18 protein-coding genes are annotated in these 23,312 nt (G+C 61.8%); 4 read left to right on the top strand and 14 right to left on the bottom strand.

The genetic code is table 11. From position 1 onward, the window contains the following. Positions 1 to 239: 239 nt before the first annotated feature. The 10 genes from AACW87_RS11990 to AACW87_RS11945 form a co-directional block, all read right to left on the bottom strand. Positions 240 to 596 carry a copper-binding protein gene (locus AACW87_RS11990; RefSeq protein WP_241278377.1) on the bottom strand — a complete coding sequence of 119 codons (357 nt, stop codon included), beginning with the start codon at positions 594 to 596 and terminating at the stop codon, positions 240 to 242. Positions 597 to 642: 46 nt separating this feature from the next. After that, complete coding sequence (locus AACW87_RS11985) at positions 643 to 3,771, bottom strand: efflux RND transporter permease subunit (protein WP_241325046.1); 3,129 nt, start codon at positions 3,769 to 3,771, stop codon at positions 643 to 645. Beyond that, positions 3,768 to 5,279, bottom strand: coding sequence for an efflux RND transporter periplasmic adaptor subunit (locus AACW87_RS11980; protein ID WP_241325045.1), 1,512 nt, complete (start codon positions 5,277 to 5,279; stop codon positions 3,768 to 3,770). Before AACW87_RS11980 ends, AACW87_RS11985 begins: the two co-directional genes overlap by 4 nt. Before the next feature lie 322 nt (positions 5,280 to 5,601). After that, complete coding sequence (locus tag AACW87_RS11975) at positions 5,602 to 6,054, bottom strand: hypothetical protein (protein ID WP_241325044.1); 453 nt, start codon at positions 6,052 to 6,054, stop codon at positions 5,602 to 5,604. Positions 6,055 to 6,271: 217 nt separating this feature from the next. Then, positions 6,272 to 9,400 (bottom strand): efflux RND transporter permease subunit, encoded by a 3,129-nt coding sequence (locus AACW87_RS11970; protein WP_241325043.1) that lies wholly within the window; start codon positions 9,398 to 9,400, stop codon positions 6,272 to 6,274. 9 nt (positions 9,401 to 9,409) lie between these two features. Beyond that, positions 9,410 to 10,609, bottom strand: coding sequence for an efflux RND transporter periplasmic adaptor subunit (locus tag AACW87_RS11965; protein ID WP_103471133.1), 1,200 nt, complete (start codon positions 10,607 to 10,609; stop codon positions 9,410 to 9,412). A gap of 340 nt (positions 10,610 to 10,949) precedes the next feature. Then, the gene (gene xthA / locus AACW87_RS11960; protein WP_042871215.1) at positions 10,950 to 11,756 is read right to left on the bottom strand and encodes an exodeoxyribonuclease III; all 807 of its coding nucleotides are present in this window, start codon (positions 11,754 to 11,756) and stop codon (positions 10,950 to 10,952) included. Positions 11,757 to 11,981: 225 nt separating this feature from the next. Continuing rightward, on the bottom strand, positions 11,982 to 12,944 hold the full coding sequence (locus AACW87_RS11955; RefSeq protein ID WP_043134271.1) for an ion channel: 963 nt from the start codon (positions 12,942 to 12,944) through the stop codon (positions 11,982 to 11,984). 60 nt (positions 12,945 to 13,004) lie between these two features. Beyond that, positions 13,005 to 14,651, bottom strand: a complete 1,647-nt coding sequence (locus tag AACW87_RS11950; protein WP_043134270.1) for a tetratricopeptide repeat-containing response regulator — start codon at positions 14,649 to 14,651, stop codon at positions 13,005 to 13,007. Positions 14,652 to 14,761: 110 nt separating this feature from the next. Further along, positions 14,762 to 15,802 (bottom strand): FAD:protein FMN transferase, encoded by a 1,041-nt coding sequence (locus AACW87_RS11945; protein ID WP_241325042.1) that lies wholly within the window; start codon positions 15,800 to 15,802, stop codon positions 14,762 to 14,764. Between the two features lie 329 nt (positions 15,803 to 16,131). Between AACW87_RS11945 and azu the strand changes: the two genes are divergently transcribed. Both azu and AACW87_RS11935 read left to right on the top strand, forming a co-directional pair. Next, entirely contained in the window at positions 16,132 to 16,572 is a 441-nt protein-coding gene (gene azu, locus AACW87_RS11940; protein ID WP_241325041.1) for an azurin, read from the top strand. Positions 16,573 to 16,784: 212 nt separating this feature from the next. Beyond that, a complete protein-coding gene (locus AACW87_RS11935) occupies positions 16,785 to 16,988 on the top strand; it encodes a hypothetical protein (RefSeq protein WP_043134265.1) in 204 nt (67 codons plus the stop codon). A 9-nt stretch (positions 16,989 to 16,997) separates the two neighbouring features. Here AACW87_RS11935 and AACW87_RS11930 read toward each other — a convergent pair whose 3' ends face one another. Together AACW87_RS11930 and AACW87_RS11925 are read right to left on the bottom strand one after the other, a co-directional pair. Beyond that, positions 16,998 to 17,453: a PD-(D/E)XK nuclease superfamily protein gene (locus AACW87_RS11930; protein ID WP_241278370.1), complete on the bottom strand. Its 456-nt coding sequence runs from the start codon at positions 17,451 to 17,453 to the stop codon at positions 16,998 to 17,000. 105 nt (positions 17,454 to 17,558) lie between these two features. Then, the gene (locus AACW87_RS11925; RefSeq protein ID WP_241325040.1) at positions 17,559 to 18,119 is read right to left on the bottom strand and encodes a HutD family protein; all 561 of its coding nucleotides are present in this window, start codon (positions 18,117 to 18,119) and stop codon (positions 17,559 to 17,561) included. Positions 18,120 to 18,382: 263 nt separating this feature from the next. Between AACW87_RS11925 and AACW87_RS11920 the strand changes: the two genes are divergently transcribed. Together AACW87_RS11920 and AACW87_RS11915 are read left to right on the top strand one after the other, a co-directional pair. After that, entirely contained in the window at positions 18,383 to 19,351 is a 969-nt protein-coding gene (locus tag AACW87_RS11920) for a nucleoside hydrolase (protein ID WP_043556739.1), read from the top strand. A 144-nt stretch (positions 19,352 to 19,495) separates the two neighbouring features. Continuing rightward, positions 19,496 to 19,831 (top strand): DUF3634 family protein, encoded by a 336-nt coding sequence (locus AACW87_RS11915; protein ID WP_241325039.1) that lies wholly within the window; start codon positions 19,496 to 19,498, stop codon positions 19,829 to 19,831. A gap of 75 nt (positions 19,832 to 19,906) precedes the next feature. Here the strand turns inward: AACW87_RS11915 and AACW87_RS11910 are convergent, their stop codons facing one another. Then, entirely contained in the window at positions 19,907 to 21,106 is a 1,200-nt protein-coding gene (locus AACW87_RS11910) for a c-type cytochrome (protein ID WP_241325038.1), read from the bottom strand. Further along, positions 21,103 to 23,028 (bottom strand): NAD(P)-binding protein, encoded by a 1,926-nt coding sequence (locus AACW87_RS11905; RefSeq protein ID WP_241325037.1) that lies wholly within the window; start codon positions 23,026 to 23,028, stop codon positions 21,103 to 21,105. Before AACW87_RS11905 ends, AACW87_RS11910 begins: the two co-directional genes overlap by 4 nt. Between the last annotated feature and the right edge of the window lie 284 nt (positions 23,029 to 23,312).

The following is a 23,312-nucleotide window of genomic DNA, read 5'->3' as shown; positions in this document are numbered from 1 at the left end:
GAATATAAACTGAATGGCTGTCAAGCTTGTTTTATTAATTTTGTTGTCAGTGTTTCATCATTGTTTTAAATGCAAATAACTGCTCGTGGTTATATATCCAGCCTGCTTGCCAAGGTCTTTGTTGAATTATATTTGGATGTTTGACCATAATCCGACTGGGGTGGCATCAAGAATAAAGAAAGGGAATATGAAAGACGGAGGGTGTCCGCCTTCCATATTCCAGTTTCACGTCGGTCGTTTTACCGCTTCTGCAACTGGGTGACCGTCAGCTTGCCGGCCGGGTTTTCGGCGTGAAAGCGTACCGCATCCCCCACCTTGAGCCCCTTGGTCAGGGCGGGATCGGCCAGCAGGAACACCATTGTCATGGGGGGCATCTTGAGGTTGTCGATGGCCTCGTGTTTGATCCCCACCTTGCCGTTGGCCTCGTCGATACGGCTGATGACTCCCTTGGTCATCACGCTCTCTCCCATCGCCTGCATATCCATCCCCTCCATCTGGGCCATATCGTGCCCCTCGTGGCTCATGGTCATTTCGGCCTGGGCCTGGAGAGAGGCGAGGCCAAGCAGCAATGTCAGGGTCAGCGTCTTGTAATTCATGATGTTTTCCTTCAGTCGTTTATTCAAAATCGGTTGTAAGTTCGGGTTATTCGGCTGCCTGGTGCGCGGTCTTGCCAAGGCCTCGGCTGCGCCACAGGTAGTAGGCGGCGGGCAGCACCAGCAGGGTCAGCACCAGGGCGCTCACCATGCCGCCTATCATGGGGGCGGCGATGCGCTGCATCACCTCCGAGCCGGTGCCCTGGCTCCACATGATGGGCAAGAGACCCGCGATAATGGTCACCACAGTCATCATCTTGGGGCGCAGGCGCAGGGCGGCGCCGTGGATCACGGCCTGGTGCAGGCCCGCCTTGTCCGGTTTGCCCTTGGCTACCAGGTCATCCCAGGCGTGGTTGAGGTAGACCAGCATCAGCACGCCCGTCTCCACCGCCACCCCGGCCAGGGCGATAAAGCCCACTCCCACCGCCACCGAGAGGTTGAAATCCAGCAGCCATATGGTCCAGATCCCGCCCACCACGGCGAGCGGCAGCGTGGTGAGGATGAGCAACACCTCCTGCATGCGGCGAAACGCCAGATAGAGCAGCAGCACGATAATGGCGATGGTTAACGGCACCACGTAGGCGAGGCGCGCCTTGGCCCGCTCCATGTATTCGTACTGACCGGACCAGGTGAGGGCGTAGCCGGCCGGCAGCACCAGCTGCTTGGCCACTTCGGCCTTGGCCTCTGCGACGAAGGTGCCGATGTCGCGACCGCGAATATCCACGTAGACCCAGCCGTTCAGGCGCGCATTTTCACTGCGCAGCATGGGGGCCTCGTCACTGATGTAGACGCGGGCCACGTCCGCCAGCGCGATCCGCTCCCCCTTGGGTGTGATCAGCGGCAGCAGTTCGAGGCTTGCCACTGAATCGCGATAGCTCTGGGGATAGCGCAGGTTGATGGGGTAGCGCTCGCGCCCCTCTATGGTCTGGCCCACGTCCATGCCGCCCACTGCGGTGGCGAGCACCGCCTGCACGTCGGCGATGTTGAGGCCATAACGGGCGGCATTGAGCCGGTCTATATCCACCTTCACATAGCGGCCACCGGCCACCCGTTCGGCGTAGACAGACGCTGCCCCCGCCACCTTGCCGACGATCTGCTCGAGCTGCTGGCCGACTTGCTGGATCACCTTGAGGTCGGGCCCGGCTATCTTGATGCCGACCGGGGTCTTGATGCCGGTAGCCAGCATGTCGATGCGGGTCTTGATGGGAGGCACCCAGGCGTTGGTGAGGCCGGGGAAGCGAATCAGGGAGTCTAGCTCCTCTTTCAGCTTCTCCGGTGTCATGCCGGGGCGCCACTGGTCGCGCGGCTTGAGCTGTATGCTGGTCTCCATCATTACCAGGTCGGCGGGGTCTGTGGCCGAATCGGCGCGGCCCGCCTTGCCGAACACGTTCTGCACCTCGGGCACGGTGCGGATCAGCTTGTCGGTTTGCTGCAATATTTCCCGCGCCTTGCCCACCGAGATGTTGGCCGCCGTGGTGGGCATGTACATTATGTCCCCCTCATCGAGCGGCGGTATGAACTCCGAGCCCAGATACTGGAGTGGCCAGAAGCCCGCCACAGTCACCAGCAGTGCGGCGGCCAGCGTGGTTTTGGGGCGCGCCAGCACGGCCTTGAGCAGCGGGATATAGGCCTGGCTCAAGCCACGGTTGAGGGGGTTGGCCTGTTCGGCCAGCACCTTGCCACGGATGAAATACCCCATGATCACCGGCACCAGCGTGATGGAGAGCCCGGCCGCCGCCGCCATGGCGTAGGTCTTGGTGTAGGCCAGCGGATGGAACATGCGTCCCTCCTGCGCCTCCAGTGCAAACACCGGCAAGAAGCTCATGGTGATGATGAGCAGGGAGAAGAAGATGGCGGGCCCCACTTCGATGCTTGCCTCGGTGATGATGCGCCAGCGGTTCTTGTCCGTTAATGCCTCCCGTTCCATATGCTTGTGCACGTTTTCGATCATCACTATGGCGCCGTCCACCATGGCACCGATGGCGATGGCGATGCCGCCAAGGGACATGATGTTGGCGTTGATCCCCTGCAGGTGCATGACGATAAAGGCGGTCAGGATGGCGATGGGCAAGGTGATGACCACCACCAGAGACGAGCGCAGGTGGAACAGGAAGGCCAGACAGACCAGCACCACTACGGCGAACTCCTCCAGCAGCTTGCCGGAGAGGTTGTCGATGGCGCGCTGGATAAGATCGGATCTATCGTAGACGGTGACTATCTCCACCCCCTGTGGCAGGCTGCTTTTCAGCTCCGCCAGCCGCGCCTTGACCCCGTCTATGGTGTGCTGGGCATTCTCGCCGTAGCGCATGACTATGATGCCGCCCACCACTTCCCCTTCGCCGTTGAGCTCGGCGATACCGCGCCGGCTCTGGGGGCCCGTGACCACATCCGCCACATCGCCGAGCAGCAGGGGAGCGCCCCTGACCTGGGTGCCGAGCGGGATCTGCTTGAGGTCTTCGACGCTCTTCAGATAGCCGTTGGAGCGCACCATGTATTCCGCTTCCGCCATCTCGATGACGGAGGCGCCTGTCTCCTGGTTGCCCTGCTCTATGGCGGTCTGGATGAGGGAGAGGGGAATGCCGTAGGCGCGCAGCTTGTCCGGATCGACCCGCACCTGATACTGGCGCACCATGCCGCCCACTGTGGCGACTTCGGAGACGCCGTTGACGGTCTGCAGCTCGTATTTCAGGAACCAGTTCTGCAACGAGGTGAGCTCGCTGAGATCGTGCTTGCCGCTTCTGTCCACCAGAGCGTACTGATAGACCCAGCCCACCCCGGTAGCATCCGGGCCCAGCTGGGGTTTCGCCTCGGCCGGCAGATTGGGGGCGACCTGGCTCAGATACTCCAGCACCCGGGCGCGGGCCCAGTAGAGATCCGTGTTGTCGTCAAACAGCACGTAGACGAAGGAGTCGCCGAAGAAGGAGTAGCCGCGTACCGTGGTGGAGCCCGGCACCGCCAGCATGGCGGTGGTGAGCGGGTAGGTGACCTGATCCTCCACCACCTGGGGCGCCTGACCCGGGTAGGAAGTCTTGATGATCACCTGCACGTCGGAGAGATCCGGCAGGGCGTCTACCGGGGTCTGTTTGACCGACCAGAGCCCCCAGGCGGTGAGCATGACGGTCAGCAGCAACACCAGAAAGCGGTTGCCCACCGACCAGCGAATGATGGAAGGGATCATGGCTTGGCTCCCATATCATGCTGGCTATGGTCCATGCCTTCCATGTCCGTCATGTCATCGTTGGCAGGCACGGCCTTGTTGGCGGGGGCATCCTCGATATGGATGTTGGTGATGCGGTACTCGTCCCCCTGCTGTTCCACCTGCAGATGCAGGGTCTGACCCGATGCGAGTTTGGTCATGTCGACGCCGTCCGCCACGGTGAAATCCATCTCCATGGCGGGCCACTGCCACTCGGGGATAGGCTGGTGGGAGACCGTCAGGGTGCGGTTGGCAAGAGTGATCCCCTGCACCTCGCCCTGGGTCCACACCTGGGTGGGGCGCACCGCCGTCATGCGCTGGAAGTCCGAGTCGATGGCCGATTCGGAGTCGAGCAGGAACTGGGCCGAGCTGACTATGCTGTCACCCGTTTCCACCCCCTCCTCGATGGCGACCTTGTCACCAAACTGGGCGCCCAGGGTGACGGCCACCGACTTGAAGCTGCCATCCCCCAGCGCCAGTACCAGCCGGTTCTGGTTGCCGGTGCGGATCACGGCTTCGCTCGGTACCACCATTTGGGGCTCACCCTTGCCGGTGCGGATGCTCACCTTGGCGAACATGTTGGGTTTCAGGAACTCGTCCGGGTTGTCAAAGCGCAGCCGCACCTTGAGGGTGCGGGTGGCGGCATCTAGGGTCGGATAGAGGTAATCCACCCGGCCCTGCCAGCTGCGACCGGGGGCGTAATCCAGGGTCATGGTGACAGGATCCCCCACCTTCAGCTGGGCCGCCTGGCGCTCGAACACCTCGGCGCTCACCCACACCTGCTGCAGGGTACTGATGTTGAACAGCGCCGCGGCGGGCTCCACGTACTGGCCCTCGCGCACCTTCAGCTCCGACACATAACCGCTGCTGGGGGCATAAATACTGATGGTTTCACGCACCTGGCGGCTGCGCTTGAGGGCGGCTATCTGGTCCGCCGGTACCTGCAGGGACTTGAGCTTGCCCTCGGCGGCGCGCAGCAGCAGCGGGTTGGCGGTGTTGAGAGCCAGCAGGTATTCGTGCTGGGCGTTGACCAGATCCGGGGCGTAGAGCTCGTAAATCAGGCTTCCCTTGGTCACCTTCTGCCCCTCGCTCTTGATGGCGAGGGTGCGGATCCAGCCCGCCATGCGGGCGTTGACCGCCTCCAGCCTGTCTTCGTCATAACCGACGTAACCCACGGTCTCGATCCGCTGGTGGATGGGCAGCCTCTCTACCTTGGCCAGCCGCACTCCCAGGTTCTGCTGGATCTCGGGGCTGATGGTGATGGTGCCGGGCGAGCCACCCTGTTTCTCCTCATAGACGGGGATGAAGTCCATCCCCATGTTGTCCTTGGCGGGGGCATCGCGCTTGTCGCGGGGATCCATGGGGTTGACCCAGTAGAGCGGCGTCTTCTCCTTGGCGCTGGCGCCGTCGGTCGTCTGTTTGGCTACCCAGTAGCCGCCACCGGCCCCGAGGGCGAGCAGCAGGGCGCAGAACAGCAGTTTCTGGCTCATCGCACACCTCCTGTCTGCGGGAGGCGGGTGGCACTTGGTTCGACGCAGCGTTTGGTACTGTGTCCGGGAATGCGGGCAGATGACATCATATGTCTTCTCTTCTGTCAGGCCGCCGGGCTGCCGTGGTGACAAGTGCGCCAGAGTGGCACCTGGCTGTCGTTATCACGAAAGCACACACGGGCAGGGCGGCAAACGGGGCGCAGCTGTGTCAGCGCGCACGGCTCCCTGTGGTGACTGGCATGGCCAGTCGTGACAGGGTCAGGCAAGGGCGTGCGCAGGCGACAAGATGAGCCTTGCCGCGAGCACGCGAGAGAAGCGCTTTCTAATGGCGCAACACCGACAGCATCAGATGTCGGCGAGGCCAGGAGGGGGGGTGAGTACCGCGAGATCGCAGGAAGGGATCCCGCAGCCAGTGATCGAACAGATGGCTGGCGGCCCCCAGATGGGGCAGCAGCAACAAAGGGAGAACGAGCAGGGTCAGCAGCGCGGCCAGCAGTGGCAGACCGGCACCGGTTGGCGAGGTGAGGCCGCCGTGCATCTGGCACTCCCCCTGGTTCATGGCATCGCCCTGAGCGCCATCATCGGGTGTCATTGTGTGGCAGGCTAGCCCCTGCATGGCGGTCGCGCTCATGGTTGCGTCGTCGCTGCCGGTCGCCATGGCGGGGGAGATGATCTCGGCCCCGTGCCAGCTGATGCAGAGGGTGAGATTGCAGACGAGCATGAGCGCCAGCAACAGCCGGGCAATACGCTCAGTGGGCAATCTCGATGACAGCATGGACATGTCCTGATGATGATTGGGGTCACTGTAAACCTTACCTTGAGAGTAAGGTCAAGGTGAGTACAAGCCAATCGGCGCGGTTGTGATCTCGCTTGCGCTTTGCCTGAGGAGGTAAGGGGTTGCCTGGATGGGAGGCGCAGATGGAAGCACAAGGAGGGGGCGACAGATGAGCCGCGTAGGTATAGAAAAGCCCCCGCATCGGCGGGGGCTTGTGTCACTGTTTCTGCTGGGGCGCGGGGGCGCGGGGTTGCTCCGATCGCTTCATGATGAGGCGGAAGAAGAGCGGGATGAAGAAGATGGCGATGAAGGTCGCCGCCAGCATGCCGCCGATGACCGGCCAGCCGAGGGCGTGACGGCTCGCCGCGCCGGCGCCGCTCGAGGTCACCAGCGGCACACAACCGAGGATGAAGGCGAGCGAGGTCATCACTATGGGGCGAAAACGCAGCCGCGCCGCCTCCAGCGCCGACTCGATCAGGCTCATTCCCTCCTCGTGCTTCATCACAGCGAACTCTACGATCAGGATGGCGTTCTTGGCCGCCAGCCCGACGAGCGTCACCAGCCCTATCTGGAAGTAGACGTTGTTGGTGAGGCCCACCAGCCAGGTGGCCAGCAGGGCGCCAAACAGGGCGAAGGGCACGGCGGTTATCACCGCAAACGGCAGGCTCCAGCGTTCGTACTGGGCGGCCAGGATGAGGAAGATCATCACTATGCCGAAGCCGAACGCGGTGCCCGCACTGCCGGCGGCCGCCTTCTCCTGATAGGCGGAGCCGGTCCACTCCAGCTTGGCGTCGTTGCCGAGGGACTCGTCGGCCACGGCCTCCAGCGCCGCTATGGCCTGGCCGGAGCTGTAGCCCGGCGCCGGCTGCGCCATGATCTTGGCCGCCTGGAAGATGTTGAAACGCTCGACCAGTTCGGGGCCTGTGGCATCGCGCACCGTCACCAGACTGCTGAGCGGTATCATCTCCCCCTTGTCGGAGCGCACATAGACGTTGCGGATGTCGCTCTTCTTGGCGCGGTAGTCCGCCTCTGACTGCAACTGCACCCGGTAGGTACGACCGAACTGGTTGAAGTCGTTGACATAGACCTGACCGAAGGTGGCCTGCATGGTGTCAAACACCGCATTGATGGGCAGCCCCAGCGCCTTGGCCTTCTCGCGATCCAGATCGAGATAGACCTGGGGCACGTTGGCGCGATAGGTGGAGGTGACGCTGGCGAACTCGGGACGCTCTTTGGCCGCCTCGAGGAAACGCTGCACCTCGGCCGAGAAGGCTTGGGCGTTGCCGGTGCTGCGGTTTTGCAGATAGGCCTCAAGCCCGCCTGTGGTGGACATGCCGGTGATGGGCGGCGGGTTGAAGGAGGCGACGAAGCCATCCGCCAGCCCCATCAGGCTCATGCCCTGGAAGGTCTTGGCCAGGGAGAAGGAGTCCTGCCCCGCGCCCTGGCGCTCGCTCCAGTCCTTGAGGGTGATGAAGCTGATGCCGCTGTTGCTGATGATGGCGTTGGAGAGGATGTCAAAGCCCGAGAAGGTGATGACGTCCTTGACGTTGGGGTTGGCCATCGCCATCCGGTCGAAGTCGTTCGCCACCGCCTGGGTGCGGGTGAGGGAGGCCGCATCCGGCAGCATGACGGCGGAGAGCAGGTAGCCCTGATCTTCGTTCGGTACCAGCTCCCCGGGCACCTTCAGCAGCAAGCCGTAGATGGAGACCAGGATGAAGGCGATGATGGTGAACGCCACCCCGACCCGGCGGTTGAGGAAGGCCACCCCGCGCACGTAGCGACGGGTCAGGCCATCGAAGGCGTTGTTGAACCAGACGAAGAAGCGGGCCGGCTTGTGGTGTCCCTCTTTCAGCAACACGGCGCAGAGGGCCGGTGACAGGGTCAGCGCCACCAGGCCTGAGATGGCTACCGACACCGCGACCGTGATGGCGAACTGCTTGTACATGACCCCCGTCATGCCGCCCATGAAGGCGACCGGCAGGAAGACGGCGCACAGCACCAGCACGATGGCGATGACGGGGCCCGACACCTCCTGCATGGCGAGGATGGCGGCCTCCTTGGGCGAGCACTTCTTCTCCTGCATGATCCGCTCGACGTTCTCCAGCACTACGATGGCGTCATCCACCACGATACCGATGGCGAGCACCATGCCAAACAGGGTCAGCAGGTTGATGGAGAAGCCCAGCACCAGCATGCCGGCGAAGGTGCCGATCAGCGACACCGGCACAGCGATACAGGGGATCAGGGTGGCACGGAAGTTCTGCAGGAAGAGGTAGACCACCACGAACACCAGCAGGATCGCCTCGAACAGGGTGTGCACCACCTCCTCGATGGAGATCTTCACGAACTCTGTGGTGTCGTAGGGGATCTGGTACTCGATGTCCTGGGGGAAGCGCTCCTTGAGGCGCAGCATGGTGGCATGCACCTGATCGGCCACCGCCACGGCGTTGGCGCCCGGTTGCAGGTAGGTGGCGATGCCGATGGCGGGTTTGCCGTTGGCCTTGGCCAGCAGGTCGTAGTCCTTGCCGCCGAGCTCGACCCGGGCCACGTCCTTGACCCGGATTTTCGAGCCGTCCGGCATGGAGCGGATGATGATGTTCTGGAACTCTTTCACATCCTCGAGGCGCCCCTTGGTCTGCACCGTGTAGGTGAAGTCGATGGGGGCCGTGGTGGGCTGGGCGCCTATCTTGCCGGCCGCGAACTGGGTGTTCTGCTCGCGGATGGCGCCGATCACGTCGCTCGGGGTGAGCTCGAGCTGGGCCAGCCGGTCCGGCCGCAGCCAGATGCGCATGGCGTAGTCTGTGCCGCCGAACAATGTGGTGTCGCCGACCCCGGGAATGCGCTTGAGCTCATCTATGATGTTGAGCAGGGCGTAGTTCGACAGATAGGTGGTGTCAAAGGTGCCGCCCGGGGATTGCAGGGTCACCACCTGCAGGATCGAGGTCGATTTCTTCTTGACCGTTACCCCCTGCTTCTTCACCTCTTCCGGCAGCTGGGCCATGGCGGCCGAGACCCGGTTGTTGACGTTGATGGTGGCCTGATCCGGATCGGTACCGATCTCGAAATAGATGTTGAGGTTCATCTGGCCGTTGGAGGCCGAACCGGACTGCATGTAGAGCATCCGCTCCACGCCGTTGATCTGCTGCTCCAGTGGCGCGGCCACCGTCTGGGAGATCACCTCGGGGGTGGCGCCCGGGTAGAAGGCAGTCACCGACACCACGGGCGGCGTTATCTGCGGATACTGCTCTATGGGCAGGGATCGCATCGCCGCCAATCCAGCCAGCACTATGATGATGGAGATCACGCTGGCGAAGATGGGGCGTTCGATGAAGAACTTGGAAAACATACGAACTCCTTACTTGGCCGCGGCCTGGCTGACCATATTGGCGCTGATGGCCTTCATCTCGGCGGCCGAAACCGGCTTGACCACGGAACCGGGACGGGCCTTCATCAACCCCTCGACTATGTAGCGTTCGCCGGGCGCGAGCCCGCTGTCGATCAGCACGCCGCTGTCGACCACGGAACCCAGCTTGACCGGCCGTGGCACCACCTTGTTGTCGGCATCCACCACCATCACCATGCGGTCGGCCTGGGACTGGACTATGGCCCGCGGCGGTACCAGGATGGCGTTCTTGCGCAGCCCCAGATCGATGGTCATGCGCACGAACTGGCCGGGCAGCAGGGCGCCCTTCTTGTTGTCGAAGATGGCGCGGGCCCGTATGGTGCCGGTCTGGGGATCGACCCGGCTGTCGGAGAAGTTGAGCTTGCCCGCCTCTGGATAGACGGAGCCGTCCGCCAGCCGGATGTGGGTGCGCCAGTTGGTGGCATCCCTGGCCTCAATCAATCCCTTTTTCACCGAGTTCTCGAAGTTGAGACGATCCTGCTCCGAGTAGGAGAAGTTGACGTAGAGCGGGTCGAACTGGGTGATGGTGGTGAGCAGGCCATTTTCGCCGCTGGTGGAGATGAGGCTGCCTTCTGACTGGGAGCTCTTGCTCGCCATGCCGTTGATGGGGGCCGTGACCTGGGTGTAGCTGAGGTTGAGATCCGCTTCCTTTACCTTGGCCTGGGCCGCCTGATGGCTGGCGATGGCGGCTTCGTAGTTGGCTATGGTGTCGTCATAGTCCTTGCGGCTCACCACCTGGCGTTTGAACAGGGGGATGATGCGATCCCGATCGGCGCGGGCCTTGTTGAGACGGGCCTGCTCCTGGGCAAGTGTGCCTCTGGACTGCTCCAGCGCCACCTTGTAGGGCTCGGGGTCGATCAGGAACAGCTCCTGGCCGGCGCTGACCGGCTGGCCTTCCACATAGGTACGTTTGAGCAGTATGCCGCTCACCCGGGAGCGGACATCGATCTCGCGAAAACCGGCGGTTTCACCCACCATCTCGGCGGTCAGGGGCACATCGGTCAGCTTGACCTCGGCCACCACCACGGGCACGGGAGGCAGCGCCTGGGCACCGGCGGTCGGCTCGTCGCCACAGGCGGTCAACAGGCTGGCCAGTGCCAGGGCAATTCCACAACGCTTGAACCTATCTTCCCTGACGTTTTGCACCTTCATCATCACACTCCTGTTGGATGGATCGCGATCGCCGTGCACACCTTTCTTCTGAACTGACATCATCAACAGCATGGTTACAAATTCAACTCATTGGATTACTGACAATTTTTCATGATAGAGCACGAATATTGAACCCAAGCTGCTCGGGGATGGAAGTTATCAGTGCCAATGGCGGCAGAGAGGCGAGCCAGCGACAACTTGTGTCCCGGTGACGGACGCACTCACTATAAGCGTTGCGCGCGGCACGGGTGGTCTGCTGGGCATTATAAGAAGGAAAAGGGCGGGGAAGTGGGGGCCGGGTCACAGTGGGGGCGTCAAACGTCCCCACTGTTTGTCGTCATCAGGCGAAGCAGGCCCAGATGGGGGCGTGGTCCGAGGGTTTCTCGATGCCGCGCAGTTCGTAGTCGATGCCGGTCTCGGTCACAGCGTCCTTGAGCGCGTTGGAGGCCATGATGAGGTCGATGCGCAGGCCGCGATTCTCGTCAAAGCCCTTTGAGCGGTAATCAAACCAGGAGAAACGCTCGCACTCCGTGGGGTTGGCGGCGCGGAAGGTGTCGGTCAGGCCGAACCCTTTCAGCCGTTCCATCCATTCCCGCTCTATGGGCAGGAAGGAGCATTTGCCATCCCGCAGCCAGCGCTTGCGGTTCGCCTCGCCGATGCCGATGTCGAGATCGGTGGGGGAGATGTTCACGTCGCCGATCAGCACCAGTTGATCGTCCGGGGTGTGGTGGGTCTCCAGATAGTGCTGCAGATCCTCGTAGAACTTCTGCTTGGCCGGGAACTTGGTCTCGTGGTCCTGGCTCTCGCCCTGGGGGAAGTAGCCGTTCATCACCTTGATGAGGGAGCCATCTTCGCGCTTGAAGGTGGCCATGATCATGCGGCGCTGGGCATCTTCCGGATCCGTGGGGAAGCCTTTTTGCACCTCGACCGGTTTCTGCTTGCTCATGATGGCCACCCCGTAGTGGGCCTTCTGGCCGTGGAACTCCACGTGATACCCCATGGCCTCCACATCCGCCAGCGGGAAGGCCTCGTCGTGCACCTTGATCTCCTGCAGGCCGATCACATCTGGCTGGTGTTTGTCGATGATGGCTTGCAGCTGATGAAGACGGGCGCGCAGGCCATTGATATTGAAAGAGATGATCTTCATGTCCGGGATGCTCATGTCATTTTTATAAGTCGCTATTGGACTAGGAATCCGCCCTGGATGCAAGTTCAGGTGCCGGGCTATCGGTAACCTGTTCACGATCTGTCGCGAGAGGCTGTCAGCAAGGTGAAGCGCAGCGCAGGAACCGGAATGTATATGGATACATGAGGATTCCGAGCAGCACATGAGCCTTGATCACGGCCTCGCAGCAAGATCGTGGGCAGGTTTTTAGCGAGTCATCTTCTTGACGAACACCACCACGAACAGCGCCAGCGTGAAGCTGCCGGTGAAAGCCTCGAAGGCGGCGAAGAGCCGTGACAGGCCTATGGGGGTGAAGTCCCCGTAACCCAGGGTGGTGAAGGTCACCACGCTGTAATAGAGGCACTCGAGCAGGAAGATGGCGTTCTGCTCCAGGGGGGCGTCTGGCCGGTAGATGAGGTGGTTGCCGTTGAAGCTCAGGCCAAAGAAGAAGTAGAAGATGCTGCAGATGAAGATGAGCAGCAGGGAGAAGAGCACCACCCGCATGGGCGCCTCGCCGTAGCCGCAGAACAGATCGACGATCCAGGAGGTGAAACGCTGGGTCGACCAGAGCGGCAACTGCAGCCTGCGCATGGTGAGCTCCTGCTGTATGTAGCGGCCGGACATGGTGAAGATGCCCTGGGCCTCCGAGGCCTTGCGCAGATCCCGGTAGGTCTCCTCGGCCTCTTTCAGCCAGATGCGGGCCTGCACGGGATCGCGCTCCTTGCGGCCGCGCCGCTCCTGCATCAGCCGTTTGCCTGTGTTGAGGTTGTCGAGCCGGGTGTTGTGCCAGCGGATGCCGAGCAGGTTGACGTCATCGAGCTCGGCGCAGTGCAGGTTGGCTTCGCTGAGATCCGCCTTCATCAGGCTGCCGCCCTTGATGCGGATGCCGTAGAGGTGAGCTCCCTGCAGGTTGGCGCGATAGAAGTTGCACTGTTCCAGCAAGAAGCCCTGCGGGGCCCCCTTCTTCACCAGGTTGAGGCCGGCCAGGTTGGCGCGGGCCAGTTGCAGGCCGTGGCACAGACCCCCTTGCTGGATGTAGTGCTCCAGCTCGCGAGCGGTATGGGGACTCTGATGATCGGCGTGGGGATCGTGCCAGCGGCACAGTTCGTGCTCCTCCGCCTCCTCGCTGCAGTGGCGCCCGTCCGCCACCAGATATCGACACATGGCCATCGTCTGTTTCCTCCCCTCGCCGAGTCTGTATCAGCATAGGCGAGCGGGCCGTGGCCGGGGTCAACTGAGCTGGGTAAACTCCTGACGCAGTTTGCGAAAACGATCCTGCTGTGCCGGGTTCAGGGGAATGCCGTCCAGCACCTCCAGGGTCTCCTTGCACTCGGCGCCAAACTCCGGGCTCTTGCGGTTCTTCTGCATCAGTTGCAGCAGCACCTGGATCTTGTTGAGGGCGGCACCTGTATTGGCGGGGGCCCGGCGCAGCGCCTCGCGAAAGTGGCCCAGGGCCTGCTCCAGTTCGCCGCTCTGGTAGGCCTTGATGCCCAGTTCGTTGAGCTGCTGGTAACGCTGGCGGCGCTCGAGCACCGTCTTGTCGTCGCGGGTGGCCTGGATGCAGGTGGTGAGCAGCCTGTCTTCATCCTCCGCCAGCAGCGCCTGCAGCGTCTCGGCATATTCGAATTCGCCGAGCTGGTAGAGGGCGAGTATGGTCTCGCCCAGCAGGCTGGGGGGCATGGTGCCCGGCTGATCGAGCCAGTTCTGGTTGGCGCGATAGAGCATCTTCTTGCCCTTGAGCAGCTCGCCCAGGGCGATCTGCACCCTGGCTTGGCAAATCTGCTCGAACACCGGGTAGTTGAACTCCGACATCATCAGCGAATCGCGAATGCGCGAGAGGGCCGAATTCACCTGCTTTTGCAGGTTGGCTATGTGGTAGATGTCGTTGCTGTTGAGGGCGTACAGGGTCAGCGCCTGGATATAGGCCCCCAGATAGTGGGGGGTACGATGGATGGAGTTGCGCGACAAGTCGATGAGCGACAGCAGCACGTCCTTGGCCTGGGCGTAGTCGTGGCGCAGCAGGCACACCTCCGCCAGCCGGCGGGAGAGCTGCACCGACTGGGGGGAGATGTCCACCGCCCGTCTGAGCTCCTGCTGGGCCTGTTCGTCATTGCCGAGCGCCAGCTGGGATTCCGCCAGCCAGAGGTGGGCCTCCACCATCAGCGGGGTGTTCTTGAGGGTCGCCTGCAGGTGGCTCACCGCCTCCTCATTAAGTCCGAGCGTATGGCACGCCTTGCCCAGGGTCAGCCGGGCCCAGCTGTTCTCCTGGCCGGCCAGCAGCTGGCGCATCAGGCTGCGCGCCTCCTTGGCCTGCCCCAGCTTGAGCTGGGTATCGGCCTGCAGGCAGCGGCAGAAGTTGGCAAAGCGCGGCACCGCATCGGCCCGTTCGGCGCAGGCGGCCAGCAGGGTGGGCAGATCGTCCTGGGCGAGGGCGATGAAGACGCTCTCCAGCGCCAGGCGACGGGCGAGGGCGCGTTTGAGACGAAACGAGAACTGCTCCTGGGAGAAGGGCTTCATCAGGTATTCGTCGGGCTCGGCCTCCAGCGCGCTCAACACCATGGCGCGGGAGCTGTCGCCGCTCACCATGATCACCACGCTCTGGGGGGGAATGAGCTTCTGATCCCGCAGGCTCTCCAGCAACTGGCGGCCGTTCTCGCCGACCCCCAGTTCGTAATCGAGCAGGTAGATGTCAAAGGTCTCTTTCTGACAGCGACGTCTGGCCTCCTCGGCCGAATTGACATAGGTGATGCGACTGATGCCGATGTTGATCAGCATCGCCTTCATCATCACCTGAAAGGATCGCTGTTCGTTGACCAGCAGAATGCGCTTGGGCTTGGGCGGGGCTTTTTTTTCTGGCTCGGGTTCCGGTGTCTGCATCTGTCTGGGTCAGGGCGCTACGGGCGGATAACAGAAGTGTGCCACCAAAGCGCGCAGACAGGCAATTGAACATGGGGTGGGTACCCTGTTTTTCGGCAAAGCCCCGTTATTCATGGTTTTTTCTGCACCAGATAGGGGGCAAATTGCGGGCTGTAGTCGGCCCGAAAGCCCTGCTCCGTCTTGACGATAAGGTAGACGGCCAGTTGGTGCTCCCTGGCAAACGCCATGGCCTGCTCGGGCCCCATCACCATGAGCGCCGTGTCGAGGGCATCGGCTTCCAGTGCGGTCGGGGTGATCACGCTGGCGGAGACCAGTTTGTGGGTCACAGGCGCGCCCGTGGCGGGATCTATGATGTGGGAGTAGCGCTGGCCATCGAGCTCGTAATAGTTGCGATAATTGCCGGCGGTGCTGAGCGCCATGCCGTTCGGGCTCACCACGTCCGAGAAGGCCCCCGGTTGATCGGACGGCTCGACTATGGCCACCCGCCAGGGGTTGCCCTTGCCGTTGTGGCCCTTGCTGCGCACGGCACCGGCCACTTCGATCAGGTAGTTGTGTACCCCCTTGCTCTCGAGCAGGCCGGCTATCTCGTCCGAGGCGGCCCCCTCACCCAGGGTGGAGAGATCGAGGTAGAGCGCCGGGATTGTCTTGCCGAGCAGGAAGTGATCCCCCTCCGGCGTCAGGCTCAGCTTGTCTATGCCTACCTTGAGGCGGGCTGCGGCAATTTGCCCGGCATCTGGCCGCTTGAGCGGGCGCTTGTCCGGGCCGAATCCCCACAGGTTGACCAGCGGCCCCACTGTGACGTCCAGCTTGCCTGCGGTGAGGTGCCCGGCGTCGATACCCTGCTGAACTATTTTGGCCATGGTGGCGGGAATGGCCATGGGGGGCTGGCCGCTGCCCTGATTGAAGCGGGAGATGAGGGAGTTCGGGTCGTAGGTGGAGATCTCGTGATTCATGCGTACCAGCAGGGCATCGACCTCCTGTTGCAGCGCAGGCTCGCCCCCCGGGAAGGGATCGCTCACAGTCACCACATAATAGGTACCCATTGTCTTGCCCTGAATGCGGGTCTGGGTCGGTGCAGGCTGGCAGGCGGTCAGCGCCAGTATCAGGGTCAGCAAGAGGCCGCGCAGGGCCAATACCGGGGGAAACGACATAAGCAATATCTCTATCTTGAACAGGGCCTGGTGCCATGGGCCGCCAGCTTAGCCAAGCGGCTGGCGGCTGGCGAGTGGCCGTGTGGAAAATGACGGGAGAAAATTAAACAGGGGTGGGCCGGGAGAGGGGTTGATGCGTATCCATTCAGGTTCAGCGTCTGCTGTGAACATGGTCAATCTGGTGACCTGACCCGCAGCTTTGCGCTAAAGCCATAGCCGATTGACTACATTTGAGTAGAATAAGGTCGATTTTGACAGCATCTTTGCCAGTCCGGCGCCAGCCTGCAGGCAATCGTGTTGCCATCTATTGCCAATCAAAGGAGAGGATGATGAAAAAGGCGATTACCCTGCTGTTTCTGAGTACCCTGGCTGCCCCGGCTCTGGCCGATGAGTGCGCGTTGGTCATCGAAGGCAATGATGCCATGCAGTACAACCTCAAAGAGATGAGCGTACCTGCCACCTGCAAAGAGGTGACCGTGACCCTCAATCACACCGGCAAGATGCCGGTGACCGCCATGGGCCACAACTGGGCGCTGGCGAATACCGCCGACTATCAGGCCGTGGCCACCGCAGGCATGAGTGCCGGTGCCGACAACAACTACCTGCCCAAGGATGATCCGCGCGTGCTGGCCCACACCAAGCTGGTGGGTGGTGGCGAGAGCGCCAGCGTCACCTTCAAGACCGACGGCCTAGCCGGCAAAGACCTCACCTTCTTCTGCTCCTTCCCCGGCCACTTCGCCATGATGAAGGGCACCTTCAAGGTCGGTTAAGCCGCTTGTCGGGTGGTCATGAAGAAAAAAGCCGGGCTGCCCCGGCTTTTTTTATGATGCGGATACCTGGTGTCGATCGCGCTGTGCTGACGAGCCAAGCGATTGAATGAATGGTGCATTTCGTGATCTGGCGAGGAGTGGCCGCGTCCTGGACGGGATAAAATAGGCCGCAAGCGGGGCCTGTCACCCCAGACTCAGAATGGATGTGGGTGATGAGAGCAGTCAAATGGGTGGTCAGCTGTTGCCTGCTGCTGGTGTGCGCCCTGGCGCTGGCGGCAGAGCCCCCGGTCAAGAAGAGCCGCAACGGTATCTGCCACCCCCAGGGCGGCACCTACTACAGCCGCACCAAGCATTATGTTCCCTACGACAGCATGCAGGCCTGTCTCGACAGCGGGGGCCGCGCCCCCAAGCGCTGATCTAAGAGGTCAGAGCCAAAGTGCGAATTCTGCCAAGTCATAGCATTTGATATTTTTGGTGGTGTATTTGGCTGATTCAGATTTTAACCATTCGAAGGCGGCCTTTTTATGGCCTTGGCCTTCGATTAAAATAATGACATTTGGTTCGGGGGCTTTATACGCACTTTGTAAAAAGAAAGGAAATTTGCGGTCAACAGAGCCGGAGACTTGTTGTTGATGAGGCTCTATTCGAGTTAATCCATCAACTGGGTGGTTAATTACAAAAGCACTTATGGCTTTAAGTCCATAGAGATCTTCATAAGGCACTCTAGACTTGAATGTTTTGTGTGTCGATAGATGATTATCTTCAACATATTGAAATTCTTCTAGAATATCTCTCATTCTTTTCTGAAGTTGTTGATTGCTTTTTTCTTCTTCAGTGGTGAGTTCAGGTGGTGTTTCAAACCCATCAAATGTGTATTGCATAGGATCTCTCATCACAAAAACATAGAGAGATCCATATTACTCCACCATTAATAATATTCAATATGGTGGAGTGTTTTTTGACCATGGCCCCAAAGGTTAAATTTATTAAATAATTGATTGTAAGGTAAAGAAGGCGATGGCCGTCTTCTTCTGGCACTCCAGTTTTATGCTCTCTTCCCCCGTCACCACCAGCGTCTCGTTGACCGCGACGGCTTGGCCCTCAACGTCGAGCTGGCCGCTCAGCAGGTGGCAGAGGTAGGTTTTGTCTGTATCCAGACTGAGGCTAAGCGGGAAGGGCAGATTGAGCACCCGCACGTTGGCGCTGATGCGCGCGGGATCGTAGATGAGCCCCAGATCCGTCACCTCTTTTTTCAGCAGCTCGCAGTGGGTCTCATCGTCTCCGCTGAAGTGGGCCGCCTCTAAGGTGGCATAGGGGTGGCCGTTGAGCACGAAGCCGGCGCCGCTGATGGGCAGCAGGATGCGTTGATAGCCGGGAAATTTGGAGAAGGGGCCGGCGGCCTTGATGGGGGCCGAGCTCAGCCGGTAGTCAAAGTCGAGCTTGTCCAGGGTGGCGCCCTTGGGGGCGATGAGGATCTGGGCTGTGGTGCCCTGCTTGTTCTTCCAGGGCATCTTCAGCTGGTCAGACTCTTTAATCAGGGTGATCACTATGGCGCCTCGGCAGTGGAGTGAGAGAAGGGGCAATGAGGCCAAGTGATACCATCCCCCAGGCCGGCTCACAAGGCGGCGGCGCCTCGCGTTCGTCCGGTTGGCCACTATTTAGGCGCATTGGCCCGTCTGCCAGCCGGCCTGCTCAAAATGCCGCCACTCGACGGGGCCGGGTCGGGGGAAACCCTCAGGCTGTGATCCCTGCGCTGTTAAACGGACGGGAGGTCGCTACACTGGCAACTCTCTTGCTGTCTGGAGGCCCCATGGCCCACAAAATCATTCTGGATACGGATCCCGGTATCGACGACGCCATGGCAATACTGTTTGCCGAGGCGCACCCCGCCATCGAGCTGCTAGCCATCACCACAGTGTTTGGCAATGCCACCATAGACAACGGCACCCGCAACGCGCTCTGGCTCAAGCAGAAATATGGCATGAAGGCGGATGTGGCCAAGGGAGCCGTGGCCCCGCTGCGCCGCGAGCCGGTGGGGCCGACCACGGTCGTGCACGGCCCGAGTGGACTGGGGGACGTGGAGGCGGGGGAGGTGACCATCACGGCGGATCCCAGACCCGCCTGGCAATATATCGTCGAGGCGGTGAAGGCCGCGCCTGGCGAGATCACCCTGGTCACCATAGGCCCGCTCACCAACCTGGCGCTGGCACTGCAGGAGGCGCCGGAGATCACCAGCCTGGTGAAGCAGGTGGTGGTGATGGGGGGCGCCTTTGGCGTCAACGGCCATCGCGGCAACGTGACCCCCTATGCCGAGGCCAACATTCACGACGATCCCGATGCCGCCGATCGGGTGTTTACCGCCGACTGGCCCGTAGTGATCATAGGGCTGGACGTGACCCAGCAGAGCTTCTTCAGCAGCGCCTATCTGGATGCGCTGCGCGATGACGCGGGGGAACCGGGCCGCTTCCTGTGGGATGTGAGCCGCTTCTATCTGCGCTTCTACTCGGAGCGGATCGGGCTCGACGGCTGCCACGTGCACGACCCGTCCGCCATCGCCTACGTGATAGATCCGACCCTGTTCACCCTGCGGGAAGGGCCGGTACGGGTCATCAACGAGGGGCCCGCCATCGGTCACACCCTGCAGAAATTCGATGGCAAGTCCCATCCCCACGACGGCTGGGCCGATTATCGTGCCCAGCAGGTCGGGGTGGCGGTGCGGGATCAGGCGCTGCTGGCACTCTATCGCGAGACGCTGGTGGCCTGGGGCAAGGATTGCTGAGTGGCGCTCAAATGACGCTGTGGCTGTGATCCCCGCCAAACAATCGGGGGCAATGGCGGCCTATACTGGCAGCCATGGCGCGACCGGGAGGGCACGAGATGGCCTGATCTGCGCGCGGATATCGAGTCGTTAGGAGGGAAATAGATGGCCTGGTTATCCTTGTTGGTGGCGATTGCCCTGATCTGGTGGTTGATGAAGCTGGGACGGGGCGCCCTGTTCGAGATCCGGCTTGCGCCGGGCAAGCTGGTGGTCAAGCGGGGCAAGCTGTCTCCCGCGTTCATTGAGCATGCCAGGCAGATACTGCGCCACGAGACGGTGCGGGGCCGCATTCTGGGTCAGCGTGACGGAGACGGCGTCAAGCTGGTCTTCTCCCGCTCCATCCCCGAGCCGGTGGCCCAGCGTTTTCGCAACATCTTCCCCTATGCCGATTACCGCCAGCCGGCGGCGCCCCTGCCGGGGTCAAAACCGCGCAAGGGTTGACGCCGCGCTCGCACACAACAAACGGGCCTCCACTGGAGGCCCGTTTTTTTATGGCAGAGGTGGTGCGGCGCAGGCTTATTCGTGCAGCGCGCGCTGGGCCTTGACGGTGGCCGGCTTGATGGCCACCCCTTCATTGCCCCAGGAGGCGCGCAATGTGTTGACCAGCCCGGCCACCTGTTCGTCGTTGAGGGTCCAGCCATAACCCGGCATGCGGTAGCCGATATGGCCCTGGGTAATGGGGGTCTCGGCGCCGTACAGCAGCACGTTGAGCAGGCTGGCCGGATCGTCGGCCAGCACTGTCTGGTTGCCCACCAGCGATGGAATCACTCCATCATTGCCCTGACCGTTGACGCCGTGGCAGGTGGAGCAGTACATGGCATAGTCCGCCTTGCCGCCCGCGTTGGCGTAGGCCCGGTTGCCCTGGGCTGGCGGCGTATGATCTCCGATCTCGATAAGATAGGTGGCTATGCCGGCCAGATCCGCATCGCTGAAGTACTGGCTGCTGTGAGTGATCACTTCCGCCATTGGGCCGGAGACGGCCTGATGCTGGCTGCGACCGGTTTTCAGCAGATCGATCAGCGCCTGCTTGTCGTAGCGGGTGCCGCGGATGTCGGGGGCATACCAGCCATCCAGGGTGGCGCCGCTCAGATAGAGAGGGTCCGCCTCGGTCAGGGCTTTTTCCTGCATGCCGAGTCCGCGCGGGGTGTGGCAGCTGCCGCAGTGACCGGCACCCTGCACCAGATAGGCGCCGCGATTCCACTGCTCGCTCTTGCCCGCCACCGGGGTGAAGCGGCTGTCATCGTGATAGACCCAGTTCCAGCCCATCAGCGGCCAGCGCATGTTGAGTGGCCAGGGGATGTCGCTCTCCTTGTTGGCCACCGCCAGCGGCTTCACCTCCTTCATCAGATGCTGGTAGAGATCCCCGAGATCTGTGTCGCTCATCTTGGCGTAGGCGGTGTAGGGCATGGCCGGATAGAGCCGATGACCATCCCGGGCCACCCCTTCGCGCATCACCTTGATGAACTCCGGCAGGCTGTAGTTGCCGATGCCGTGGCTCTTGTCCGGGGTGATGTTGGTGGAAAAGACTGTGCCGATCGGGGTCGGGAAGCCCTTGCCGCCAGCCAGCGGCTGGCTGGTTTCGCTGGTGTGGCAGGCGGCACAATCCCCCAGCTTGGCCACGTATTCCCCCGCCGACATGGCAGGCGTTGCCTGTGCAGCCAGGGCGGGCAGGGCCAGCAGCAGGGCGCTGGCGGTCAGTGACAGGGCGCGGTTCATTGGGCACCTCCCTTCTGCATGGCGACCAGCTCGTTGACCGCGCGCCAGGCCTGATCGATGGCGGAGTGGGCGTAGGGGCTCCAGTCCGAGTCGGAGTTGGCTATGGTGATGTTGCCTATGGGCTGACGACCCAGCTCAATCCATTTTTCGCACTGCGCCTCGTCATCGAACAGGGTGTTGGTGATGTAGGAGTAGCCGTGGGACCAGCGGTTGACCGTGATGGCGAGGATATCCTGCTCATGGTTGAACCCGGCGCTGCCCAGCATCCCCTGCAGCTGCTCGCGGATCATCTGCTCATGCTGCTCGAACGGCATGCCGAGGATCATGGCGCGCCCCTTGCGGGACTGCTCGCGGGACGAGAGACCGCTGCCCGGCAGGGTCGGCACATAGACCATGTGCAGACACATGGGCTGATCCGGGCTCTTGGGATGCTCGTAGCCGCCGAGGTTGACCGGGTAGTCCAGCTTGACCCGGCTGTAGGGGGCCGCCGGTGAGTAGACCTCGTGCACGCCGAGTTTGACGAAGGCGTGCCAGTTCTTGATCACCACCTTGGTGTAGACCAGCGGCGCCTTGGCGTTCTGGCGCAGCGCCTCCTTCTGGGGCTCAGGCAGCTCGGGCACCATGTAGGGGATCATCATGTTGTAACCGGCCATGACGGACTGTTTGGCCCGCACCCTATGCAGTTTCCCCTCCTTGATGTAGGTGACATCCACCGCCGATTTGCCATCGGCAAGACGGACGTTTTTGGCTTGCAGCGCCGTGCTGCCAAGGCGCAGTTGCACCTTGTGCTCCGGCAGGTCGAGCTTGCCGTAGTCAAACTTGGCCAGCACCACGTCCTGCATGGTGTGGCCGGGGGCCACCTGCGGAATGAGCTTGCGCACCATCAAGCGGGTCAGCCCGGCGTTGCCGTCCGGGAAGTGGAAGATGTAAGGATCGTCCAGCTCCGCCTGCTCCTCGGCATCGAGGGGAGTGAGATCCAGCCCGTCGAAGCCCGGCAGGGCACAGAGGCGCGCATCGGCGCAGGCGGTGGCGTCTATGCCGACCGCCTGGAAGTCGTTGGTGCGCTGCTGGAAGTAAGTGATCGCCCGCTCGCTGAGCCCCACCTTGTCGCGCAGGAAGCTGGTGTAGCTGTTGCGGGTCATCCAGAGGTCTTTCTCTTCCCGGCTCATGCCGCTCAGGTAGTCGATCTTCTCTTCGTGCAGGGCCAGCAGGGCGGCACGGTCGCTCTCGTCGAGCGGGAAGTCACCGATGAACTGTGCCAGCGGGCGGCCGTTCAAGCGATCGCGGGGAATGTCGTCGGCCACGTTGTGGCCCGGATCGCCGCTCACCACCTTGTTGACGCCAAAGTGCTGCTCGTCGAAATAGACGCCGCGACTGAGCCCCAGATCCGGGTAGAAGGTCTGCTGGAAGCCCTTGGCCAGCTCGTCGATGTTGACCTCGAGTGCCTTGAGCAGCCCGAGCGCAATGGGGCTGTAGACGGAACGCGGCGATTGCAGGGATTCGCTGCCGCCGTAGCCCAGCCGCAGCCCATCGGGGGTGGTGAACTCGTTGCGCTTGGCGTGGCCGCCAAAATCGTCGTGGTTGTCGAGCAGCAGGATCTTTTTGTCCGCGCCGAGCAATTGCTGATAGAAGCAGGCGGCCGCCAGGCCGCTGATGCCGGCACCGACGATCACCAGATCGTACTCCCCCTCGAGGGGGACATTGGCGAAGTCATACTGCTTGCCGTCGCGGGCTATGCTGTGGGCCGGCTCGAAGGAGCCCGGATGGTTGCCGCGCAGGCCGGTGAGGGCGGGCGAATAGGCCAGCGTCTTGTCGGCCAGCGCGTTGCCGCCTTGCGCCGCTTGCAGCAGATTGATGGGGGCGACACCGGCCGCAATCGCTATGGCTACGCCGTTGAGAAAGTCTCTGCGTGTGATACTCATGGCAATCCCTGTTGTATGAAGAGTCAAATGGGAAATGGGATAAGGTTGAATTCGTGACTGGCTTGGTAACGAAGGGGCGCAACCTAACGCCATATCCGGATGGAGTCCATGGCTTTGATAATAACTTATTAAACAAAATGATGAGTCCTGTGATGGATCTGGCCCCTGGAAATGCATGCAATATGCATCTTTGCGGACTATGGCCTCATCAAATCCATGGAATTAATTAGAGTTTAGTTTGATTAATTATGGTCCGGATTGAGTTCCGCTCGATGTTCTGTCTG

This window comes from Aeromonas sp. MR7 (assembly GCF_963899385.1).
Classification (GTDB): Bacteria; Pseudomonadota; Gammaproteobacteria; order Enterobacterales; family Aeromonadaceae; genus Aeromonas; species Aeromonas bestiarum.
Note: the sequence above shows the minus strand (reverse complement) of the source record. Positions and strands in the feature narration are given on the sequence as shown.

Excerpts from the sequence above, each read along its gene's own strand:
- AACW87_RS11990 (WP_241278377.1), bottom strand. The coding sequence starts at position 596 with ATGAATTACAAGACGCTGACCCTGACATTGCTGCTTGGCCTCGCCTCT.
- AACW87_RS11985 (WP_241325046.1), bottom strand. The coding sequence starts at position 3,771 with ATGATCCCTTCCATCATTCGCTGGTCGGTGGGCAACCGCTTTCTGGTG.
- AACW87_RS11980 (WP_241325045.1), bottom strand. The coding sequence starts at position 5,279 with ATGAGCCAGAAACTGCTGTTCTGCGCCCTGCTGCTCGCCCTCGGGGCC.
- AACW87_RS11975 (WP_241325044.1), bottom strand. The coding sequence starts at position 6,054 with ATGCTGTCATCGAGATTGCCCACTGAGCGTATTGCCCGGCTGTTGCTG.
- AACW87_RS11970 (WP_241325043.1), bottom strand. The coding sequence starts at position 9,400 with ATGTTTTCCAAGTTCTTCATCGAACGCCCCATCTTCGCCAGCGTGATC.
- AACW87_RS11965 (WP_103471133.1), bottom strand. The coding sequence starts at position 10,609 with ATGAAGGTGCAAAACGTCAGGGAAGATAGGTTCAAGCGTTGTGGAATT.
- xthA (WP_042871215.1), bottom strand. The coding sequence starts at position 11,756 with ATGAAGATCATCTCTTTCAATATCAATGGCCTGCGCGCCCGTCTTCAT.
- AACW87_RS11955 (WP_043134271.1), bottom strand. The coding sequence starts at position 12,944 with ATGGCCATGTGTCGATATCTGGTGGCGGACGGGCGCCACTGCAGCGAG.
- AACW87_RS11950 (WP_043134270.1), bottom strand. The coding sequence starts at position 14,651 with ATGCAGACACCGGAACCCGAGCCAGAAAAAAAAGCCCCGCCCAAGCCC.
- AACW87_RS11945 (WP_241325042.1), bottom strand. The coding sequence starts at position 15,802 with ATGTCGTTTCCCCCGGTATTGGCCCTGCGCGGCCTCTTGCTGACCCTG.
- azu (WP_241325041.1), top strand. The coding sequence starts at position 16,132 with ATGAAAAAGGCGATTACCCTGCTGTTTCTGAGTACCCTGGCTGCCCCG.
- AACW87_RS11935 (WP_043134265.1), top strand. The coding sequence starts at position 16,785 with ATGAGAGCAGTCAAATGGGTGGTCAGCTGTTGCCTGCTGCTGGTGTGC.
- AACW87_RS11930 (WP_241278370.1), bottom strand. The coding sequence starts at position 17,453 with ATGCAATACACATTTGATGGGTTTGAAACACCACCTGAACTCACCACT.
- AACW87_RS11920 (WP_043556739.1), top strand. The coding sequence starts at position 18,383 with ATGGCCCACAAAATCATTCTGGATACGGATCCCGGTATCGACGACGCC.
- AACW87_RS11915 (WP_241325039.1), top strand. The coding sequence starts at position 19,496 with ATGGCCTGGTTATCCTTGTTGGTGGCGATTGCCCTGATCTGGTGGTTG.
- AACW87_RS11910 (WP_241325038.1), bottom strand. The coding sequence starts at position 21,106 with ATGAACCGCGCCCTGTCACTGACCGCCAGCGCCCTGCTGCTGGCCCTG.
- AACW87_RS11905 (WP_241325037.1), bottom strand. The coding sequence starts at position 23,028 with ATGAGTATCACACGCAGAGACTTTCTCAACGGCGTAGCCATAGCGATT.